The sequence below is a fragment of the Deinococcus marmoris DSM 12784 genome, from assembly GCF_000701405.1.
GTDB classification, from domain to species: Bacteria; Deinococcota; Deinococci; order Deinococcales; family Deinococcaceae; genus Deinococcus; species Deinococcus marmoris.
The window spans coordinates 1-18,918 of the sequence record NZ_JNIV01000047.1 but is presented as its reverse complement, the minus strand read 5'-3'; the positions used below and the strand labels follow the sequence as shown (position 1 = coordinate 18,918).

Annotated in this window: 17 protein-coding genes and 1 pseudogene; 7 read left to right on the top strand and 11 right to left on the bottom strand. The window is 64.4% G+C overall.

Annotated elements, in window-relative coordinates; translation table 11 throughout:
• Nucleotides 1-60: 60 nt before the first annotated feature.
• Nucleotides 61-480 (top strand): hypothetical protein, encoded by a 420-nt coding sequence (locus Q319_RS0112505; protein WP_029482835.1) that lies wholly within the window; start codon nt 61-63, stop codon nt 478-480.
• A 261-nt stretch (nt 481-741) separates the two neighbouring features.
• Here Q319_RS0112505 and Q319_RS0112500 read toward each other — a convergent pair whose 3' ends face one another.
• The 3 genes from Q319_RS0112500 to Q319_RS0112490 form a co-directional block, all read right to left on the bottom strand.
• Complete coding sequence (locus Q319_RS0112500) at nt 742-1,872, bottom strand: hypothetical protein (protein ID WP_245619186.1); 1,131 nt, start codon at nt 1,870-1,872, stop codon at nt 742-744.
• 137 nt (nt 1,873-2,009) lie between these two features.
• Nucleotides 2,010-2,678 carry a response regulator transcription factor gene (locus tag Q319_RS0112495; protein ID WP_029482833.1) on the bottom strand — a complete coding sequence of 223 codons (669 nt, stop codon included), beginning with the start codon at nt 2,676-2,678 and terminating at the stop codon, nt 2,010-2,012.
• 309 nt (nt 2,679-2,987) lie between these two features.
• Complete coding sequence (locus Q319_RS0112490; RefSeq protein WP_029482832.1) at nt 2,988-3,299, bottom strand: hypothetical protein; 312 nt, start codon at nt 3,297-3,299, stop codon at nt 2,988-2,990.
• A gap of 86 nt (nt 3,300-3,385) precedes the next feature.
• Here Q319_RS0112490 and Q319_RS0112485 point away from each other — a divergent pair, with 86 nt between their 5' ends.
• Together Q319_RS0112485 and Q319_RS0112480 are read left to right on the top strand one after the other, a co-directional pair.
• The gene (locus Q319_RS0112485; RefSeq protein ID WP_029482831.1) at nt 3,386-4,297 is read left to right on the top strand and encodes an alpha/beta fold hydrolase; all 912 of its coding nucleotides are present in this window, start codon (nt 3,386-3,388) and stop codon (nt 4,295-4,297) included.
• 10 nt (nt 4,298-4,307) lie between these two features.
• Entirely contained in the window at nt 4,308-5,285 is a 978-nt protein-coding gene (locus Q319_RS0112480; protein WP_034414930.1) for an NUDIX domain-containing protein, read from the top strand.
• Nucleotides 5,286-5,291: 6 nt separating this feature from the next.
• On the opposite strand, the gene Q319_RS0112475 is transcribed toward Q319_RS0112480, so the two are convergent.
• The 4 genes from Q319_RS0112475 to pheS are packed head-to-tail and all read right to left on the bottom strand — an operon-like array spanning nt 5,292 to nt 9,957.
• Nucleotides 5,292-5,948, bottom strand: a complete 657-nt coding sequence (locus tag Q319_RS0112475) for an alpha/beta hydrolase (protein WP_029482829.1) — start codon at nt 5,946-5,948, stop codon at nt 5,292-5,294.
• Between the two features lie 17 nt (nt 5,949-5,965).
• Complete coding sequence (locus tag Q319_RS0112470) at nt 5,966-8,425, bottom strand: phenylalanine--tRNA ligase subunit beta (protein ID WP_029482828.1); 2,460 nt, start codon at nt 8,423-8,425, stop codon at nt 5,966-5,968.
• A gap of 41 nt (nt 8,426-8,466) precedes the next feature.
• A complete protein-coding gene (locus tag Q319_RS0112465; RefSeq protein ID WP_029482827.1) occupies nt 8,467-8,874 on the bottom strand; it encodes an NUDIX hydrolase in 408 nt (135 codons plus the stop codon).
• Nucleotides 8,875-8,925: 51 nt separating this feature from the next.
• Complete coding sequence (gene pheS / locus Q319_RS0112460) at nt 8,926-9,957, bottom strand: phenylalanine--tRNA ligase subunit alpha (protein ID WP_029482826.1); 1,032 nt, start codon at nt 9,955-9,957, stop codon at nt 8,926-8,928.
• Nucleotides 9,958-10,480: 523 nt separating this feature from the next.
• Between pheS and proS the strand changes: the two genes are divergently transcribed.
• Together proS and Q319_RS0112450 are read left to right on the top strand one after the other, a co-directional pair.
• Nucleotides 10,481-11,980, top strand: coding sequence for a proline--tRNA ligase (gene proS, locus Q319_RS0112455; protein ID WP_029482825.1), 1,500 nt, complete (start codon nt 10,481-10,483; stop codon nt 11,978-11,980).
• A 417-nt stretch (nt 11,981-12,397) separates the two neighbouring features.
• Entirely contained in the window at nt 12,398-13,201 is an 804-nt protein-coding gene (locus Q319_RS0112450) for a class I SAM-dependent methyltransferase (protein ID WP_029482824.1), read from the top strand.
• A gap of 87 nt (nt 13,202-13,288) precedes the next feature.
• Here the strand turns inward: Q319_RS0112450 and Q319_RS0112445 are convergent, their stop codons facing one another.
• From Q319_RS0112445 to Q319_RS0112440, 3 genes are all read right to left on the bottom strand, one after another.
• On the bottom strand, nt 13,289-14,224 hold the full coding sequence (locus Q319_RS0112445; protein ID WP_029482823.1) for a magnesium transporter CorA family protein: 936 nt from the start codon (nt 14,222-14,224) through the stop codon (nt 13,289-13,291).
• 16 nt (nt 14,225-14,240) lie between these two features.
• The gene (locus Q319_RS27135; RefSeq protein WP_156039322.1) at nt 14,241-14,384 is read right to left on the bottom strand and encodes a hypothetical protein; all 144 of its coding nucleotides are present in this window, start codon (nt 14,382-14,384) and stop codon (nt 14,241-14,243) included.
• Nucleotides 14,385-14,549: 165 nt separating this feature from the next.
• Nucleotides 14,550-15,677, bottom strand: a complete 1,128-nt coding sequence (locus Q319_RS0112440) for a GTP pyrophosphokinase (protein WP_029482822.1) — start codon at nt 15,675-15,677, stop codon at nt 14,550-14,552.
• Nucleotides 15,678-15,740: 63 nt separating this feature from the next.
• On the opposite strand from Q319_RS0112440, the gene Q319_RS0112435 reads away from it, so the two are divergent.
• On the top strand, nt 15,741-17,651 hold the full coding sequence (locus Q319_RS0112435) for an N-acetylmuramoyl-L-alanine amidase family protein (protein WP_029482821.1): 1,911 nt from the start codon (nt 15,741-15,743) through the stop codon (nt 17,649-17,651).
• 126 nt (nt 17,652-17,777) lie between these two features.
• Nucleotides 17,778-18,380, top strand: a complete 603-nt coding sequence (locus Q319_RS0112430) for a hypothetical protein (protein WP_029482820.1) — start codon at nt 17,778-17,780, stop codon at nt 18,378-18,380.
• A 240-nt stretch (nt 18,381-18,620) separates the two neighbouring features.
• On the opposite strand, the pseudogene Q319_RS27905 reads toward Q319_RS0112430, so the two are convergent.
• A pseudogene (locus tag Q319_RS27905) lies at nt 18,621-18,918 on the bottom strand (IS4 family transposase); the annotation flags it as partial.

The following is an 18,918-nucleotide window of genomic DNA, read 5'->3' as shown; positions in this document are numbered from 1 at the left end:
CCCGGGGGGCTTTACAAAGCTCGGCGATTCCGTCCATACTCCTGAACCGGAGGCAACAACATGACCTACAAGAAACTCAGTGAGCAGGTTCACGAACTCAGCAATCCCCAGCGCAGCGATACTTTCGTCAAAATGTTCCGCGACGCGGTGCGTGACGGCAAGTTCGAGGCCGCTTACATGCCCGAACGCTTCACCATGCCCAAACAGTTCACGCGCCGGGGCAGCGAGGGCACCTATCAGCGCGACACCAAGGAAATGCTGTTTGAAACCACGCCCAAATTCGATAAGTGGTTTGAAGAAGTCAACCGCGAGCTGGCTGCTGCGCGCAAGGGCGGCACGATCAAGCCTTCCGTCGAGGCCATCGAAGCCGGACTGGTGGATTTCAAGCAGATGGCCGCCGAAACCCGCAAAAAGATGCAGGCCAGCTACGAGAAGGGCCAGGCACTGGGACAGACCCGCTCCAAGACCAAGCGCAAGTAAAACGGATTCCGTCTGTTTCGCGCAGAAATCGGGACAGCGCCGATTCCTGCACTCCAAGCCCGGAACCCGTTTTTCTCCTGCTCACTCCGTTCGGATTTTCAGGTGTTTTCAACACCTTTCAACCGGAATCCGTATAAACTCTTAAAAAACTCTGACACCCTGGGAAATAAATTCTCGGGACTGTGATAACCAGAACGCTGCCAGGAATCAAGGTTCCCGGCAGCGTTCGGCAATTTACTCGGCGGTCAGAATGAAAAATGGCTATTTGGAATACAGCTCAGCAAAATACGGCGATCCGACATTCGCCCCGCGCCGGAGCTGTCCGTAGGGAATGACCACGCTCTCCGCGCAGGCCGTCACGACATGGGGCAGCGTATCGGGGGTCAGGGTCAGCCCGCCGCTGCTCAGCGAAACGGCAAAACTGCTGTCCATTTCGCGCAGCACGTCGTCGCATTCGGAGGCCGGGTCAGACGTGAACGCGGCCAGATACAGCGCCTTCAAGCGGGTGGGGGTCAGGCTGGGCCACAGGGCAGCCAGCGGCACGGGGCGGCCCTTGACGCGGTCCAGAATCAGGCCCACGGTGAAGTTGTCGGGGTGCGCGCCGCCGCAGTAGTAGTCGACATCCTCGCGCAGGCTGATCAGCCGGGGCGTCAGCAGGGTCACGCCCGCGTTCAGGCTGTAGCCGTCTCCCCGGCTGTCCTCGGGCAGGTTTGACCCACATTCCAGCGCGTTGACGGCGTTGAACAGCAGGCGGTCCTGGAGCGCGGCCTGAAGCGCAGGGCTGGCATCCGGCAGGCGGGGATATTCCAGGCCCGACAGCGGCTCCCGCACGCTCCGGCCATCGGCGGCCACCACCCAGGCACGGTTCAGCTTGACGAAGGCCAGTGGATCGCTGCTGCGGAGCTTTTGCAGTCCGGGTGAGGAAGGCAGTTTCAGGGGCAGCTTCGCCACGTTCAGCGGCTCCAGACTGACCCTGAGCGTTTTTACCGTGCCCGGCGCTTTCCAGCTTCCGCGCAGCGCACCGCCTGTGCGGGTCAGCGTGAAACAGCCGGTGACGACGGGGGCCGATCCCAGCGACCTGCGAACTTCCTCCTGCAAGATCAGGGTCTCGCCGGAGTGAAAGGTCGTCAGCCGCAGGTCCAAGGGACGGCCCGCGTAGAAGTAGCGGCTGGAATCGCTGTCCTGAATGTCCAGCCCCAGCGTGATCGCCCCCGTGCCCAGCAGGCCCGAATACACCCCGGAACGCGTCCACTCCGGGGGATTCGGGACGCCGCCGCATTTTTGCAGGTCCTGTATTCCCGCCGCCTGTGTTCCCGCCGCCTGCATTCCCACTGCCTGCGCCCCCGCCGAGGCCACCACAGACAGAACCCACAGACACAGCCACCGTTGCATACCGACAGCGTAAGCCTCTGAGCGCGGACGGCAAAAGGGATCACCTCTCATTTTCCACAGCCAGGAGTTGAGGGCGTCAGCGTTAATAAAAAAACCCCTCTGCCAGAGAGGGGGCCTTGCAGGTCAGTCGCGCTGTACTACGAGGTTTTCAGGGCATAACCGATGCCGCGCACGGTGCGGATGATGCCGTAACCGTCCAGATCGCGCAGCTTGGCGCGCATGTTGGCCATATGCACGTCCACCACGTTGCTGTTGCTGGGCAGCTCGCCGTTCCAGACCTCGCGCTCGATTTCCTGGCGGGAGTACACCCGGCCCGGCTGACGGGCAAGAAAGGTCAGCAAGTCAAATTCCTTGGGCGACAGGCGGACCTCATGGCCGTTGTAATGACACAGACGTTTTTGCGGGTGAATCTCCAGCGCCCCGATGGTGATGACCTCGCCGTGCTGCTGGTGGCGAAGCTGCACTTTGACGCGGGCCACCAGTTCCTCGGGGTGGAAGGGCTTGGTCATATAATCATCCGCGCCCGCTTCCAGCAGGTTGACCTTGCGGTCCACAGCGTCCATCGCGGTCAGGATGATGATCGGCACGCTGCTGGTCTTGCGCAGGCGGCGGGCGATCTCCGCGCCGTCAAAGTCTGGCAGCCCGAGGTCCAGAATCACCAGATCGGGGCTGCTCTCGCGGGCCGTGGTCAGGCCACTCACGCCGTCCGAGGCACTGAGGACCCGGTAGCCCGCCTGCTCCAGCTCATATTCCACGACGCGGGTGATATCGGGATTGTCTTCGATCAGTAAAATGCGTTGTTCCATAGTCACCCTCTTGTGCAGCTCTCTCTGGTTGGCCCGGAGAAAAGCACGTTCTCAGCGAGAGGGAAATCCCTTTCTGTCCGCGAGACTCCGCGCCGTGGCTTAGAGGTCTCCTCTGCTTAAGGACATGCTAGGGGCAAAGGCAGCGCTGGGCGCGCAAAAACGGTTTACACGTTCTTAACGGCCCCTTGCGCTTTCTTCAGGAACCTGCACTGTCTTCAGGAACGGGCGCTGTCTTGAGAAGCGGGCACTGTCTTGAGAAAGGGCCTGCGTCTTCAGAAACGTGGGCGTCTCTGGAAAGCAGCCTGCCCTTCACAGAGCCTCATCCAGACCCGGCACCCTGACCGAGTCCACCTGCACGCCGTGGCGCAGCAACAGCGTTTTCAGGCGCTGCATGGCCGCCACCGCCCGCGTGCGGTCCTGCCGCCGAAACGCCACGGTCAACCGTGCGCTGAGGCCAGGGCGCGGCTCCTGCGCCTGGATTTGTAGCGGCCTGCCGAAAGCGTCATCGTGCATCACGTCCCGCAGAATGCGCGCGAAGGTCAGCTCGTCCACGCCGTCCAGCGTGAAGGCGATGCCCTGCACGTCGCCGGGGTTGGGGGCGGAATTGGCTGAGGGGTCCATGGCCAGTCAGGGTAACGCGGCTGCTTTACACTGCCCCCATGACCGGCGACCTCCCACAAGACGATTTTCCCCTGGATGAACTGGATATGGATGAGCTGGGCGAGGGCGTGTACATTGAGCGCCTGAACGGGGCCGACCTGTATTTCGAGGTCTCGGGCGATCTGGAATCGGATCAGCCGCCGCTGGTGTTCCTGCACGGCGGCCCCGGCTACAACAGCTACTCGTTCCGGGAACTGTTCGGGGAATCGCTGGAACGCCCGGTGGTCTATCTGGACGGGCGCGGCAGTGGGCGCAGCGGCCCGCTGGAAGACACCGAGCAGGGCCATGACACGCTGGATCTGGACACGCTGGTGGCCGATCTGGAAGCGGTGCGTGATTATCTGGAGCTGGACCGAATCGTGCCGCTGGGCCACGGCTTCGGCGCACTCGTGGCGCTGGAATACGCCCGCCGTCACCCGGCGCAGACCGAGCGGGTTGTGGTTGTGGGACCGTGGATTCACTTCCCGGCGCTGGCCCTGACCCTGCTCAGTGAAGCCAGCGCCCTGCGTGGTGTGGAACTGGAAGACCCCGCAGAGGCGATCCGCGCCAGCACCCCTGAAGGCCAGCACCCACAGGTGGGCGACGCGCGGGTAGAGGCGGCCTTTACGCTGCTGAACGCCCGCGACCTGCTGAACGCGCTGGAATTCGTGGACGCCCCCAGCCGGATGCGACTGGAATTCGTGGACGTGGAAAGCCAGCTTGTAGGCGGCGGCGAGGTGCAGGAGGCGCTGGTCAACCAGGGCATGTGGGAGTTTGAATACCTGCCCTTCCTGGCAGAGATTCGCCGCCCCGTCTATGTGATCGCGGGCGTGCAGGACCGCACCAGCTATCCCGAACAGGTGCAGTATCTGGCCGATCTGGCCGACGCCGACGTGACCGTGCTGGACACCGGCCATTACCCCTGGCTGGACGACGAGGACGGGTTTGCAGAGGCGCTGGAAGACGCGCTGAGGCGATAGACTCTCTGGCGTGTCCATTCTCGAACTCCGCAAACTCTGGGGCAACCGCCCGCTGATCGGGGCCGCTGTCGGCGTGCTGATTCAGGACGAGACAGGCCGCGTGCTGCTTCAGCGCCGGGGCGACGACGGCCTGTGGGGCGAACCCGGCGGCGCGCTGGAACCCGGCGAGGATTTTCTGACCGGGGCGCGGCGCGAGCTAATGGAAGAAACCGGGCTGGTCTGCCCCGATCTGGCCCTGCTGCCTTTGCCGGACGGCCTCCAGAGTGGCTCCGAACTGTTTCACCGTTACCCCAACGGTCACGAGATCTACATCGTGGGGATGCGGGCGGGGGGAACGCTCCCAGCCGCCGCGCTGGAGAAGGCCCAGCCAGACGACAGTGGCGAGACGCTGGAACTGCGCTGGTTTGCCCTGGACGATCTGCCCCCGCTGAGCAACAACGCCAACCGCCAGAGCCTGAACGTGTTGCGCTCGCGTGTGGGCCTGCCGCCCTTGCCGCTGGAACCCACGCCGCCCGCGCCGCCTGTTGGGAATTTCCTGATGGACTTGCGGAAATTTGTCGGCTCCCGCCCACTGTTTGCCCCCGGCGCGAACGTGCTGGTCACGGATGGGCAAGACAGATTGCTGTTGCTGCGACACGGCGGGACGGGCAAGTGGACTGTGCCAGGAGGCAGCCTGGAACCCGGAGAGAGTTTCGAGGAGTGTGCGCGGCGGGAACTGTTAGAGGAGACCGGACTCACTGCCGATGCGTTGGAGCCACTGGAGATGTTCTGCGGACCGGACTACCGCTTCATGTATCTGCACGGAGATGTGGTGGACAACGTTTCAGCCCTGTACCGTGCAGAGGGCGTGACAGGCCGACTGACCCCACAGGACGGCGAGGTACTGGAAGTCGGCTGGTTTGGCGTGGACGAGCTACCAGAGGACGAGGAACTGAGCGGCAGGCTGATTCAGGACAACTTGAGGGTCTGGAAGGAGCAAACAGCCTGACTGCTCTCACCGTTCCAAAAAATCTTTGATGCTTCTCACCAGCGTTTTCAGTTGCCCCAGCGACGCGAACACGTCGCCCTCCACGTTGAAGCTGTGATCGGCTGCGTCCAGCACCAGCGTTTCGGCCCCCGCTACGGCCAGTTCGGCCAGCCATTCCGGGCGGTAATGCGGATCCTTGGTGCCGATGACCACCAGCGATTGCCCGGCGTGCCGCGTGATGTCCTGCCGCACTTCCGGGCGCTTAAGCAACGGCGTCAACCAGACCATGCGCGAGGACGGGGGCATCACTCCTTCCGCCAGGAGTACAAGCATGCTCAGGGTTCCCAGCGATTTGCCCACGATACAGACCCGTGAATATGAGCGGGCCGCAGAAGCCGCGCCGAACGCGCCCAGAGCATCTGCCCTCAGCCAGTCCAGTGCCTGTTCGTCGGGCAGAGACTGGAAATCCTGCGCGCTGTAACGGGTTTCCAGACCGAGGGTGTCGAAGCCCATTTCAGAAAGCAGCATTTCCGGGTATCGCAACCCTGCGTGGGCCAGCCCGTAGCCCATGCCCGGCAGAATCAGGCCCAGACCACGGGTTTCGCCCTCCTGCCGCAAAAAGCGGTGCGCGAGCGAATCTCCCCGGTAGCCCCGAACGTCGAGTTTCACAGCCTGAGAAGCCATGCCACGAGCATATCCTCCTACTTCTCCCGAATGCTCCAGCCCTGTGCCCGCACCGCGCCTATCAGGCGGTCCATCACGGGATCGACTTCCGCGTCGGTTAAAGTTTTTGCGCCCCGGAAGACCAGGCGCACGGCCACGCTGCGCGCTCCGGCTGGAATCTGATCGCCCGTGTACACGTCAAACGGCTCGACACTCTCCAGCCCTTCGCCCGCCTCGGCCCGGAGCAGCGCGGCCACCTCGCCGTAACTCACGTTCTTCGGGGCAATGACAGCCAGATCGCGCCACGCGACGGGGGCGCGGCTGGGATCACGGAAGCCCCACGCCCGGCCCGGCAACGGCAGGGCGATTTCCAGAATGAAGGTCTCCCCTTTCAGACCGAATTCCTGGGCAATTTCGGGATGCAGCGCGCCGATCCAGCCGATGGCCTTCCCATTCCAGACCACCTCGCCCGCGATGCCAGGATGGAGGGCACTGGGGACAGGCTCGCCGCGCAACTGACGAATCTCCAGCGCCGCACCCTGACTGGCCGCCAGCGTTTCCAGCAGGCCCCGGAAGGCGCTGTATCCGCCCGCCACGCCACCCTGATGGGTGTTCGGCGCAAGCGGCCCGCGCATCAGCAGGCCCAGCCGCTCGGCTTCGCCGCTTTGCGGGAAGATGCGGCCCTGTTCGGCCAGCAGGACGCGCTCACCCTTGGGATGGGCCAGCGCGGCGCGCAGCAGGCTGGGGTACAGCGCCGTCCGCAACGCCGTGCGGTCCACCGTCATCGGGTTGCGCAGTCGCACGCCGGGAGCCTCGGCCCTCGCCTTCTGCGCTTCATCGTCGCTGGTGAAGGTGTAGGTCACCACCTCCTGAAAGCCCAGCCCGGCCAGCGTGCGGCGCAGGTTCTGGCGGCTGTCGTTGGCGGCGGACGCCCCGATGTTGCTCTCGTGGATTCGCAGCGTGGGCAGCGTTTCGGGCAATTCGGCGTAGCCGTGCAGGCGGGCGACTTCCTCGGCCACGTCCTGCCAGATGTTCATGTCCACGCGCCAGGACGGCGGCATGACCTGTAGCGTGTCGCCCTCGCCCGTTACCACGCAACCCAGCCGCCCCAGGATGGCGCGCATTTCCGCCGTGTCAATCGTCATGCCCAGCAGGGCGCGGATGGCATCGGCAGAGGCGGTGATCTCGCCGGGAATTTCCGGTTCGCCCACCACCGTTGCACCCGGCTCGATCTGACCGCCGCCGCATTCGGCCAGCAATCCAGCCACCCGGTCTGCGGCTTTTGGTGAGAGGAGCGGATCGACGCCGCGCTCGTAGCGGTACACGGCGTCGGTCTTGAGGCCCAACCGCGTACTCGTGCGGCGCAGCAACACCGGGTCAAAATGCGCGGACTCGATGACCACGTCCGTCGTGTCGGCCCGCACGCGTCCGTGATCGCCGCCCATGATCCCGGCGATACCCAGCACCCCTGCGCCCGGCTGGGGCTGTCCGGCGTTGGCGAAGGCTTCGGCCACCGTGGACACACCGCGCTCGCGTCCGTCCAGAATCAGCAGATCCTCGGGGCCAACCGTGTGGGTGCCGCCCATCAGGTCAGCGACTTCCTCGCCCTGGCGCAGCCCGAAGGCCACCAGAATCTGATCACCGGTCACGTCGCGGCGGTCATACAGCGCGGTGGGCTGGCCCAGTTCCAGCATCACGTAGTTGCTGGCGTCCACGATCAGGTCAATCGGGCGCATTCCCGCCAGAGACAGGCGGCGCTGCATCCACAGCGGCGAGGGGCCGTTTTGCACGCCGCCCACCGTCCGCGCCGCGAAATGGTCACAGCCGAAGCGCAGCTTTTTGGATGGATCGCGTTCGATGGTCAATCCCTTCAGCGGCAAGCTGACCCGGATTTCGCCGTCGCCGTGCGGGGCGGGGCCAGCGGGAGGCTGCTTCAGCTCCAGCTTGAGGAAAGCGGCCAGATCGCGGGCCACGCCCAGCGCGCTCAGAGCATCGGCGCGGTTAGGCGTGATTTCAATGTCCAGCACCTGATCGGCGGCCCACAGCTCGTGCATGGGCGTTCCCGCTTTGGCCGTGCCTGCCGGAAAGGTCAGGATTCCGGCACTGCTCTCGCCGATATTCAGTTCCTTGGCGCTGGCGGCCATGCCCCAGGATTCGACGCCCTGCAAGGTGCGAATGCCGTACTCGGTATCGCCCAGCGTGGTGCCGGGCGTGACCAGCGCCACCACCGTTCCAGCCGGAAGGCTCGCCGCACCCGGCGCACCCGTGGCGATCACGCGCTCGCCGTGCGGCCCGGTGTCCAGCGTCAGCCGGGCCAGTTGCGTGCCTTCCATCGCCTCGGCCCGCGTGATGACCGACATCAGCACGCCTTCGGGCGGGGTAGGTGTGTCCTCGATGCCTTCCAGCGGGAGGCCCAGATTGGCGAAGATGGGTTCCAGCTCAGTGACTGGGGGAAGATTGGGAACGAGTTCTTGAAGCCAGGAATAGGGCAATTTCATGGTGGAACCTCTTGATGGGGATGGAGAGGGGAAAAGCAGTATCAGCCAGCGTTTTGGGCGAGGGTTCGAACCACCCCGCGCACCTGCTCCGGCACCAGATTCACGGCGTCAAGTTCCGACACGTTCACCCACTGGGGCACGTACGAGTTCTCGGCGCTGTTGCGGATGCCCTCGGGGCCGTCGCCCAGGCGCATCTCGCCGGAGACGTGCGACACGCGAAAATAGTGTTCGTGGTTGTCCAGATTGTCCAGCACCAGCACTTCCTGGCCCACCGTGACCACCAGATTGACTTCCTCTAGCAGTTCGCGGGCGCAGGCTTCGGCAGGAGTTTCGCCGTCTTCGATGCCGCCGCCGGGCAACGTGGCGTAGGCGCGGCCCGCCTTTCGCCGCAGCATCAGCAGGACTTGAGATTGATCGTTGAGCAGAATGCCGACAGCGCGGGGTCTCATGGCTTCTCCTGGCCCAGATACAGGCTGAGCGCGTTGATGTGAAGGGGCACCTTAACCCAGCTCTCCCCGAAACTGCCCCAGCACGCGCGGATCGTTGGCGTAGAAGTAGCGAATGTCCGGGATGCCGTACTTGAGCATGGCGATCCGCTCTGGCCCCAGCCCGAAGGCGAAACCCGTTTTGCCCTCGTAGACGCGTGGTTTGCCCTCGGCCTCGCGCAAGTCGTCCACGGCCTTGAAGACATTCGGGTGAACCATGCCGCAGCCGCCCAGCTCCAGCCACTTGCTCTCGCCGCGCGGGTTTTCCCACCACACCGCGAAATCCGCGCCAGGTTCGGTGAAAGGGTAATAGCTGGGCTGGAAGCGCACCTTCGCGCTCGGCCCGTACAGTCCACGCGCCATCTCGGCAATGGTGCCTTTCAGGTCCGCCATGCTGATGCCGTCGCCCACCACCAGACCCTCCAGTTGGTGAAACATGGCCTCGTGGGTGGCGTCGGTGGCCTCGTAGCGGTAGACCTTGCCGCGCACCACGATCTTCAGGGCGGGTTCGTGGTCCACCATGTAGCGAATCTGCATGGGGCTGGTGTGCGTCCGCAGCAGGCGGCCATCCTCCAGCCAGAAGGTGTCCTGAAGGTCACGCGCGGGGTGATACCACGGCACGTTCAGGGCCTCGAAGTTGTGGTGTTCGTCCTCCACTTCCGGCCCCTCAATCACCGCGTAACCCAGCCGCTCATAGATGCGGGTCAAGTCGTCGTACACGCGGTTGATGGGGTGCAGGCCACCAGCGGGCAGCGGCAGGCCGGGCAGCGTGACGTCAATGGCTTCAGAGGCGAGGCGGGCGTCCAGCGCGGCGCGTTTGAGAGTCGTCTCGCGCTCGGTCAGGGCGGCGTCAATGGCCTGCCGCACGGCGTTGATCTGCGCGCCGCGCGCCTTGCGTTCTTCTGGCGGCAGTTTGCCCAGCGCGCCCAGTTCCTTCGTGACCAGTCCGCTCTTGCCCACGTACTTCGTTTTCACGGCCTGCAAGCCGTCCAACGTGTCCGCCTGAGCAATAGCCTCTAACGCTTCCTGTTGATGGTTCTCTGTCATCTTGTCTCCCCTTTGACACAAAAAACCCCCGCCATACATGCAGTAGGCGGGGTGACGCGCTGGACCTGTTTAGGTCAGCGAAACCCCAGCGCGGGTAAACGGCGAAGGTATACCGGGCTGAGGCGTCATGGGAATAAGGGTAGCAGAAGCGGGGTGACAGGGTGGCTCACACGCAGTCCCCTCAGTCGGCTTTGCCGCCAATTCCCTTCAAGGGCCGGGTGATGCAGAGATCTCTGTCATAAGAGTGATGATGCCGATAAACACGGCGTTTTTGGCCCCCCGTTGCGAGGGAGAGCGGGGGGGACCAAATGCACCTTGACTCGGCATGAAGTCTCGCGGTCTGGGTTTGGAGGACACCCGCATGACCGCGCCAGACCGCTTTCGACCCACCTTTCTTCTGCACCCAGCCAGCCTGAATCTGAAAATGTCAGGAGCTGAGTCTCCCGACTCTGCGGCAAACAGGCGCAGGCCTCCCTGAACCCTCAGACCCCTGAACCGCCCCTGCCCGCTATCATGGCCCGCAATGACTCAAGACGGCGGCAAGGGCAACAAGGGGCAAGGCGGGAAGGCGCAGCAGTACGGCGTCACCCCCCAGAGCGTGGACTTCAACGACTGGTACAACGAGGTGGTCAAGAAGGCCGATCTCGCGGACAACAGCCCGGTGGCCGGGGCGATGGTGGTCAAGCCCTACGGCTCGGCGCTGTGGGAAAACATCGTGCGCTGGCTGGATGACCGCTTCAAGGCAACAGGCCACGAATCGCTGATCTTCCCCACCCTGATTCCCATGAATTTCATCACCCGCGAGGCGGACCATGTGGAGGGCTTCGCGCCCGAACTGTTCACAGTGACCAAAATTGGCACCGAGGATCTGGCCGAACCCTACGTGATGCGCCCCACCTCTGAAACCATCATCGGGCATATGTGGTCCGGCTGGCTCAACAGCTACCGCGATCTGCCGTTCCTGCACTACCAGTGGGGCAGCGTGTTCCGCGCCGAACTGCGGACCAAGGCGTTCCTGCGAACCTCTGAGTTCTACTGGCACGAGGGCCACACCGCCCACGCCGACGAGACCGAAGCGCGGGCGGAAGTGCGGATGATCCTGGACCTGTACCACGAGTTCTGCCGCGACGTGCTGGCCCTACCCGTGGTGCGCGGCGAGAAGTCGGCCTCCGAGCGCTTTGCCGGGGCGATGTCCACGTACAGCATCGAGGGCATGATGCGCGACGGCAAGGCCTTGCAAAGCGGCACCAGCCATTACCTGGGGCAGGCGTTCAGCAAAGCCTTTGATGTCAAGTTTCAGACCCGCGAGCAGAAGGAAGACTACGCCCACACCACCAGTTGGGCCATCTCCAGCCGGATTATCGGCGCGCTGATCATGACCCACGGCGACGATGCGGGATTGATGATGCCCCCGAACATCGCCCCGATTCAGGTGGTCATCGTGCCCGTGGGCCGCAAGGACAACTTCGACGAGATGGTGGCCGAGGGCGAGCGTCTGGCCGCCCAGCTCACGCAGAACGGCATTCGCGTCAAGGTGGACAAACGCGACGGCGTGACCAACGGCTTCAAATACAACGACTGGGAATTGAAGGGCGTGCCCGTCCGCATCGAGCTGGGGCCGCGCGATCTGGAGGCAGGCGTGGTGGTGGTCAAGAACCGCAACTCCGATGAGAAGGAGACGCTGGAGCGCGATCTGGCCGTGGGCGGGATGGCCGAGCGGCTGGACGGCATTCAGGCGTGGCTCCTGAAACGCGCCACCGATTTCATGCTGGACAACACCGTGACCGTGGACAACTACGACGATTTCAAGGCCGCCATCGAGGACGGCAAGTGGGTGCGCGCCTTCCACTGCGGCGATCCCGAGTCTGAGAAAGCGGTCAAGGAAGAAACCAAGGCCACGGTTCGCAACGTGCCGCTGGACGACGCCGAATTCTTTGCCGAGCGCGAGGAAGGTGGCGTGTGCTTCCACACCGGCAAGCCTGCGGCATACGGCAAGCGGATTCTGTTCGGGCGGCAGTACTGAGGATTGTCTGACGGGTTGAGTGGGTGGCTGTTCGCGGCTTAACCCCTCCGGCGCTGCGCGCCACCTCCCCTTAGAAGAAGCTGGATGATGCAGACATCTCTCTCATAAAAGTGACGACACCGATAAGCACGGCGTTTTAAGCTCCTCCCCCTTGTGGGGGAGGCTGGGAGGGGGGAACCGCAGACGCCGTCCCAGCGCGGTCAGAGAAAAATGGCATCTTGCGAAAATCAGCGCAAAGCCAAACATGAGAGACTTGTCTGCATCACCCAGCCCCTTAGAAGGGAGGCAAGAGTCTCGGAATTGCCATGCTCGTCGCATCTCTCGGCTCCCTTTTGAGGGGAGTTGGCGGCGAAGCCGACTGGCTGGCACAGCTCCGCAGGAGAGGGGTTTCCCTTCCGCTCCTCTATCCTCCCTCCCATGCCTTCCTACTCGCCCGCCGAAGTCGCCGCGCAGTACGCCACCGAGCGCCACCTGCGAACCCGCATCGGGACGCACGAGCGCTACAGCGTGGGGCCGGGGCTGGAGGGCACGGTGGACCGCCTGCTGGCCCTGAGTGGCGGTGAGGCGCTACTGGATGTGGGCACTGGCCCCGGCGACTTCCCCGGACGGCTGCGGGCGGGTGGGCACCGGGGACGCATCGTCGGTCTGGATTTCTCGGCGGGCATGGTGGAGCGGGCCGCCGAGAAATACCCAGAGGTTGAATTCTTGCAGGGGAACGCTACGGCCCTGCCCTTCGCAGATGCCAGTTTTGATGTCGTCACCGCCCGCCACATGCTGTACCACGTTCCCGATGTAGCGGCGGCGCTGGCTGAATTTAAGCGCGTGCTGAAACCCGGCGGGCGCTTTCTGGCAATCACCAACGCCTCGGGTTACATGGCCGAATTGTGGGACGCGGTATCGGAGGCGTTGCCCGGCGAACCCATCCTGACCGAATTACTCTCTCATCGGGGCGGCTCGGAAGTCTTCTCGGAGGTCCACGGGGAAGAACTGGTGCGGGCGGCGTTCGGCAATGTTCAGCTTGATTTTGTGGCTGGTGCGCTGGCCTTTGAGGGCCCCGAGCCAGTCCTGGCTTACCTAGAATCCATGTCGCCTATGCATAAGCTCACGCCTGACGAGTTGAACCGTATCCGGGCGGCTCTGACGCGGGTATTGACGGGCCGAATGCAGGACGGCGAGTGGCGCGTGTCCAAGCGGGTGGTCTTCATCACGGCAAAGCGGTAAAAATCAGGTTTACTCCGACCCTCTACCACAGAGAGAGGGTGCCGCGTAGCGGCGGGTGGCTGGTACAGCTCGGAACGAGAGGGGTACCTAAAACACCCGCCACCTGTAGAACAGGTATCCCAGCCCCCCCGCCAGACTCAGCGCCAGCGTCAGCACGAACCAGATGCCGTTGGGGTTGTCCGCGAAGGGCAACGGCACGTTCATGCCGAAAATGCTGGTGACCAGCGTGGGAATCGCCACTAGAATCGTGGTGATGGTCAGCACCTTGACCACCTGATTGACGTTGTTGCTGATCACGCTGGCAAAGGCCCCGGCCATGCTGGTCAGGATGTTGCTGGCAATCGACGCCATTTCGATGGCCTGAAGGTTCTCGATCAGCACGTCGTCCAGCAGATCGCTGTCTTCCTCGTACATCTCAAAAATCCGGTCCCGTTTGACGCGCTCCATCATGGCTTCATTCGCTTTCAGGCCGGTCATGAAATACACCAGACTCTTCTCCAGTTTCAGCAGGTTCAGCAGTTCGCGGTTCTGCTGGCTGTTCTCAAGCTTGTCCTCGATCACGTCCACGCGCTTGTTGATCTGGCGCACATCGATCAGGAAGCGCTGGGCATTTCGCAGGAACAGTTGCAGCGTCAGGCGGTTCTTCTTGACCGTGCTAACCCGCCGCACCAGCCCGCTGATCACGTCCTTGATGACCGGGTTGTCTTCCAACATGCACACGGTCACCAGACAGTGATCCGTGTGCAGAATCCCCAGTGGCACGGTGTCATACGGTATATCGCTGGTGTCGGGCAGGCGGTAACTGGTCTGCATGATGATCAGCAGGTTGCCGTCCTCGCGCTCGAAGCGGGAGCGCTCATCCGGGTCGAGGGGGTACGACAGGTAATCGAGTTCCAGGCCCGTCTCGCGGCTGATTCGGGCCAGTTCTTCGGGGCTGGGATCGGAGGCGTTGATCCAGCAGCCGTCGATATAGCCCTCGGCGACGGTCAGCTTGCCGCCGATGCTGCGGTAGTACGTCAGCACGGGCCGCCCCCCGCGTTCAGTCTGGTCTGGGTTGTGGCTTGGTGCATGGCGTCCTCCGGGCAAGGGATGGCGTGAAACTTGAGCTGATCAGGCCGGGCTTTTCCTCCTGCGGCTTGCGGCGCAGACTGGGCGGTTCGGCTTCCAGTGGTTCAGGGTTCACGTCTTCACCTCCTTGTCTGGGGACGCAGCTTCGGGCATTTGCTTTTGAAGATCTTGTGGAATTGCTTGCGGGCTTGGCCCGGCGCAACCGCCATGCTAGCCCCCAGACGGGCCAGAGGCAAGCCGCGCAGGCCAGTGCAGACCAGGCCAGGAGGCCCAGCTTGCGTCAGGTGTGACGCGGGTCAGGGCCTGCCGCGCCGATCACCCCGGCATACGCGTCCAGCACACTGTCCACCAGTTGCTGGGCGCTCAGCACACCGGACATGTCCAGCGCCGTGATGATCTCCTGCGGGTTCAGGCTGGGATTGGCGCAGGCGCGCAGCAGGGCGTGGTTGACCAGCGCGGTGCCGGGGCGTACGCCGCCCGCAGGCAGCCAGGCTTCGGGCAGGCGCGGCAGCAGGCGGGTGGCAAAGTCCAGAATGTCGGCCCGGCCCCGCCGCAATTCGCCCAGCAGCCCACCCACCGAATGCACGCCCACGTAATGCAGCAGCGTGGCCAGCCGCTGGGGCCGCTCCGGGTCCGGCCAGCGTGTCAGCAGCGGCACGCCCAGTGAGGCGGCCACCGCCTCGTCCAGATCGCGCACCGGGGAGACGCCCAGCAGATGTTTGATGCTCTGAGCGTCGATGAACACACTGTCCGGCTCGTCACGCACCCGTTCGGGCAGGGTCTCGGCGTAGTCGCGAGACAGCCGGTCCAGGGCCATGAATTCCTCGTCGGCCATTTCCAGCAGCCCGGCCAGCCGGTAGAAGCGGCGCTGGACCTCGCGCGGCACGGCCTCGCGGTTCTTGTAGCCCAGGTCATGCTCGATCTCGGCCCAGGCGTGCTGGAGGATCGAGCGAATCTGCACTTCATAGTGTTGATCTGGGTGGGGTTGCGGCGGCTCGGTGACGTGGGGCACGAACTGCTTGACCAGATGCGGCACCCTTACCACGTAATGCACGCCCATGTACCCGAAGCGGTCCGGGTCGTGCATCATGCTCTTGTCTACCGAATGCTCCCAGTTGATCTGGTGGTGCGCTTCCAGCAGCCTGGACACGGCGGCCACATCCGACTCGAAATAGGTGATGACGCGCACAGCCACCAGATCGGTCACGTCTTCCAGCGTGCGGTAGCGCCCCGGCTTGCGCCGCAGCTTGTCGGCCAGACTTTCCGGGCGCTTCAGGCGGCCCGTGATGTTGTGGATTTTAAGGCCCGCCTCGCCGATAAGCGTCGTGGTGTGCGCCAGCGCCGCGTCCCGCAGGGCGGCGTACTGGGCCTCGCGGGCCTGATAGGCCGTGACCAGGGGGTCATTCATGGATGGCCGCAGAATACGCTGCCTGCGGGCTGCGCGTGAATCAGACGTGCTAAACATTCGCTTATGCGTTTTCGCCGCAATCTCAATCTATTTGCCCTGGCCCTGCTGGCCCTGACTTCTGCCGCCCTGGCCGCCCCGGACGTGTTCGTCGCATATCCGAACAGCGGTCACCGTGTGGCTTATGGTCACGTCATCCTGGAAGGCAGCGTCACCCCCGGCGCGAGTCTGACGGTGGACGGAAAAGCCGTCAGTGTCGGTGCGGACGGTCTGTTCATGGAGTGGTGGCCGCTGAAGCCCGGCACCAACGATCTGCGGCTGGTGGCCCGCCAGGGGGGCCAGTCCGGCGTGACCACCCTCAAGATCATTCGCACCGTCCTGAAGGCGACTCCGGCGCGGCCCACCGCCATCGACGCGCAGAGCGTCCAGCCGAAGGAAGTCCGCGAGTTCTGGGACCTCGCCGGGGACTCGCCCGCAGAGCGCAGCGTGGAACTGGCCTTCCAGGGTTCGCCGGGGGGCCGCGCCGCCTACCGACTGGGCAAAGCGGCTCCGGTTGCCATGCGCGAGGGACCAGCCGGGACGTACCGTGCCACGTTCGTCGTGCCCATCTCGTCGGCGTTCAAGCAGGCCATCTTCACCTTCACCCTGACGGGACAGGACGGCAAGACGGTGACGGCGGTGGCTCCGGGCCGCGTCAGCACGGGCGGCGGAATACGCCTGGGCACGCAGATTCCCAGCAGCGTGCAGGGGCTGGGCCTCAACCAGTCGAACCTGACGGTAACCGATCTGAACGGCGGCGCGATTCTGTATCCACGTGGCGGCATGACCTTTACGCTGGTGGGCCGTCAGGGGGGGGACGTGCGCGCCCGGCTGGCCCCCGGCCAGAGTGCCCTGATCACGGCGGAGCAACTGGAGATCACGCCCGGAGCTGTGGCACTGGCCTCTGGTGGGGCCATCACGCTGGACGGCATGGCCGCGCTGGAAGTGCCCCCCACGCCCGAAGCTCCCGAAGAAGTGCCGACGCCGCAGCCGGATGAAATTGCACCCGTCGAGAGCATACCTGCCGTTCCCAAACGTAGCGCTGAGCCTGTCTCCATCGCCCCCACCGCTGACCTGCGCGTGCGGATTCCGCTGGGCGGCGCGCGGCTGCCCTTCAAGCTGGAGCAGGAAGACGGCGGCAGGCGGTTGGCGGTTACCCTTTACGGAACACTCGCGCAACCGCTGACCGGGCCGCAGGGCGCTGACGCGCTGCTGGCCGGGGTAGAAATTCGCCCCGTGGCGCTGGGTGTGACGCGCGTGGCGCTGAACCTGAATGCCGCGCAAGCCTGGGGCTTCACCAGCAGTTACGACGGCCCCGATCTGGTGGTCACCGTCAGACGGCCCCCGACGCTGAACCCGGTGCGTCCGTTGGAAGGGCGGACCATCACCCTTGATCCGGGCCACGGTGGCAGCCAGAACGGTGGGGCAGGCAGCCTGCGCGTGCCCGAGAAAGGCCTGATACTGCCGCTGACACTGCGGACGGCGGACCTGCTGCGCGGCCTGGGGGCCACCGTCAACCTGACCCGGACGGCAGACGTGACCCTGGGTCTCTACGAGCGCGGTCTGAGCGCCGAGGCTTCCGGGTCCGAGCTGCTGGTGTCCATCCACGCCAATGCCCTGCCCGACGGGCGCGATCCACGCGGCATTCGTGGCCCGGAGGTCTACTTCACCCACCCGCAGGCGGCGGCGCTGGCGGGCAGCATTCTGGACCAGTTGCGCGCCCGGCTGCCCGAACTGGGACCGGGAGCGGGACTGAAACCCGGCGCGGATCTGGCCCTGACCCGGCCCACCACGCAGATCAGCCTGCTGGTGGAAACCGCGTACCTGACCGACGCGGGCAATCTGCGTGCGCTGAGCAGCCCGGAAGGCCGCGAGCGCTTTGCCCAGGCCATCGCCGGGGGAATCGCGGATTTTTACGCTGGTCAGGTGGGAAGGTGAGGGAGCGTGGAGCCGCTGCGGGTTGTGTTTTCTGGCGATCAAATCGTTTGACCTTCAGACGGTTTGATCCCCCCTCTCTCGCCTGCCTTCAGACTCTCATCAACCCGGCCCGCTAAGCTGGGGCGCATGAAGCCCCGCGCCCTGTTGCTGACTGCCCTGCTGACCCTGCCCGTTCTGGCCGCCGCGCAGGACGCCGCCCCCGCCACTCTGCCCGAGATTCCCCCGGTTATGACGCCGCTGCCAGTTTCGCCGCCTTCCGTGCCGACATCCCCTGCGCCGACAACCCCCTTGCCCACCCCGGCCATGCCCACCGCGCCGTCCACTCCTGCACCCGCCGCCGTGGCGCTGCCGGACGTGCAGGCCAACCTGTTCGTGCCGCGCACCGTGACGGGAAAGGTGGCCCTGACCTTCACCGTCCGCAGCACCCGCGCCACGCCGATCACCTTCAGCGTGCGGCGCGACAACGAGCAGAACTGCTCTACCGCCCCGCAGGTACGCGTGCTGGAGGTAGGAACGCGCGCCGTGGTGTACCCGCTGCCCGGCGCGTCCCCCCGCATCTGCGCCCAGGATCTGGAAACCAGGACCGCCCCCGCCAGGGGCAACGTGTCCTTTACCCGCGAGCTGGAGCTGGCCCCCGGCGAGTACATGGTGGAAAGCTGGCTGACCGGCTTTGCCAACAACCTGCTGGTCAAGGTGCCCGCCGCGCCCATGCGAATTACCGTCAAGTAAAGCGAGTATTTTGCCAGCCGCCGGGGTGAAGATGCTCCGGCGGGTTTCTATGCCGGGCTTCTGAAAAGCTGACGCTGGGGCAAAAGAAACCCCTCTCCTGCGGAGCTGTGCCAGCCAGTCGGCTTCGCCGCCAACTCCCCTCAAAAGGGAGCCAAGAAGTGCGACTGGTCGGGCAGTTCCGCAACTCTTGCCTTCCTTCTAAAGGGAGGTAATCAATGGTTCGGACAGTTTTGACCACCCTCAAGCCGCTTTGACCCCCAAATCCAGCGGCCTGGACGGATGTTTTCCTAATTCGGCAAATCGTGCCTGGAGACCTAGATTGCTCAGTATTCGCCACGCAAAGAGCCGGTTGAAGGCCCGCCGCTTGATGTCTTCGTAGGAAAACACCAGTGAAGTGGCCGGGCGACCCTGGAGGCCAGCGGCCTCCAGCAGCACTTCTGCCCGTCCCAGACTGAGCGCGAAGAACGCAGTATTCCAATGGTTCTCCAGAGCCTGCGTCTGACGAAGCTGGCAGGTGGTCAGCCCTGCAAACTGTTTT

Excerpts from the sequence above, each read along its gene's own strand:
- Q319_RS0112505 (WP_029482835.1), top strand. The coding sequence starts at position 61 with ATGACCTACAAGAAACTCAGTGAGCAGGTTCACGAACTCAGCAATCCC.
- Q319_RS0112500 (WP_245619186.1), bottom strand. The coding sequence starts at position 1,872 with ATGCAACGGTGGCTGTGTCTGTGGGTTCTGTCTGTGGTGGCCTCGGCG.
- Q319_RS0112495 (WP_029482833.1), bottom strand. The coding sequence starts at position 2,678 with ATGGAACAACGCATTTTACTGATCGAAGACAATCCCGATATCACCCGC.
- Q319_RS0112490 (WP_029482832.1), bottom strand. The coding sequence starts at position 3,299 with ATGGACCCCTCAGCCAATTCCGCCCCCAACCCCGGCGACGTGCAGGGC.
- Q319_RS0112485 (WP_029482831.1), top strand. The coding sequence starts at position 3,386 with ATGGATGAGCTGGGCGAGGGCGTGTACATTGAGCGCCTGAACGGGGCC.
- Q319_RS0112475 (WP_029482829.1), bottom strand. The coding sequence starts at position 5,948 with ATGGCTTCTCAGGCTGTGAAACTCGACGTTCGGGGCTACCGGGGAGAT.
- Q319_RS0112470 (WP_029482828.1), bottom strand. The coding sequence starts at position 8,425 with ATGAAATTGCCCTATTCCTGGCTTCAAGAACTCGTTCCCAATCTTCCC.
- Q319_RS0112465 (WP_029482827.1), bottom strand. The coding sequence starts at position 8,874 with ATGAGACCCCGCGCTGTCGGCATTCTGCTCAACGATCAATCTCAAGTC.
- pheS (WP_029482826.1), bottom strand. The coding sequence starts at position 9,957 with ATGACAGAGAACCATCAACAGGAAGCGTTAGAGGCTATTGCTCAGGCG.
- proS (WP_029482825.1), top strand. The coding sequence starts at position 10,481 with ATGACTCAAGACGGCGGCAAGGGCAACAAGGGGCAAGGCGGGAAGGCG.
- Q319_RS0112450 (WP_029482824.1), top strand. The coding sequence starts at position 12,398 with ATGCCTTCCTACTCGCCCGCCGAAGTCGCCGCGCAGTACGCCACCGAG.
- Q319_RS0112440 (WP_029482822.1), bottom strand. The coding sequence starts at position 15,677 with ATGAATGACCCCCTGGTCACGGCCTATCAGGCCCGCGAGGCCCAGTAC.
- Q319_RS0112435 (WP_029482821.1), top strand. The coding sequence starts at position 15,741 with ATGCGTTTTCGCCGCAATCTCAATCTATTTGCCCTGGCCCTGCTGGCC.
- Q319_RS0112430 (WP_029482820.1), top strand. The coding sequence starts at position 17,778 with ATGAAGCCCCGCGCCCTGTTGCTGACTGCCCTGCTGACCCTGCCCGTT.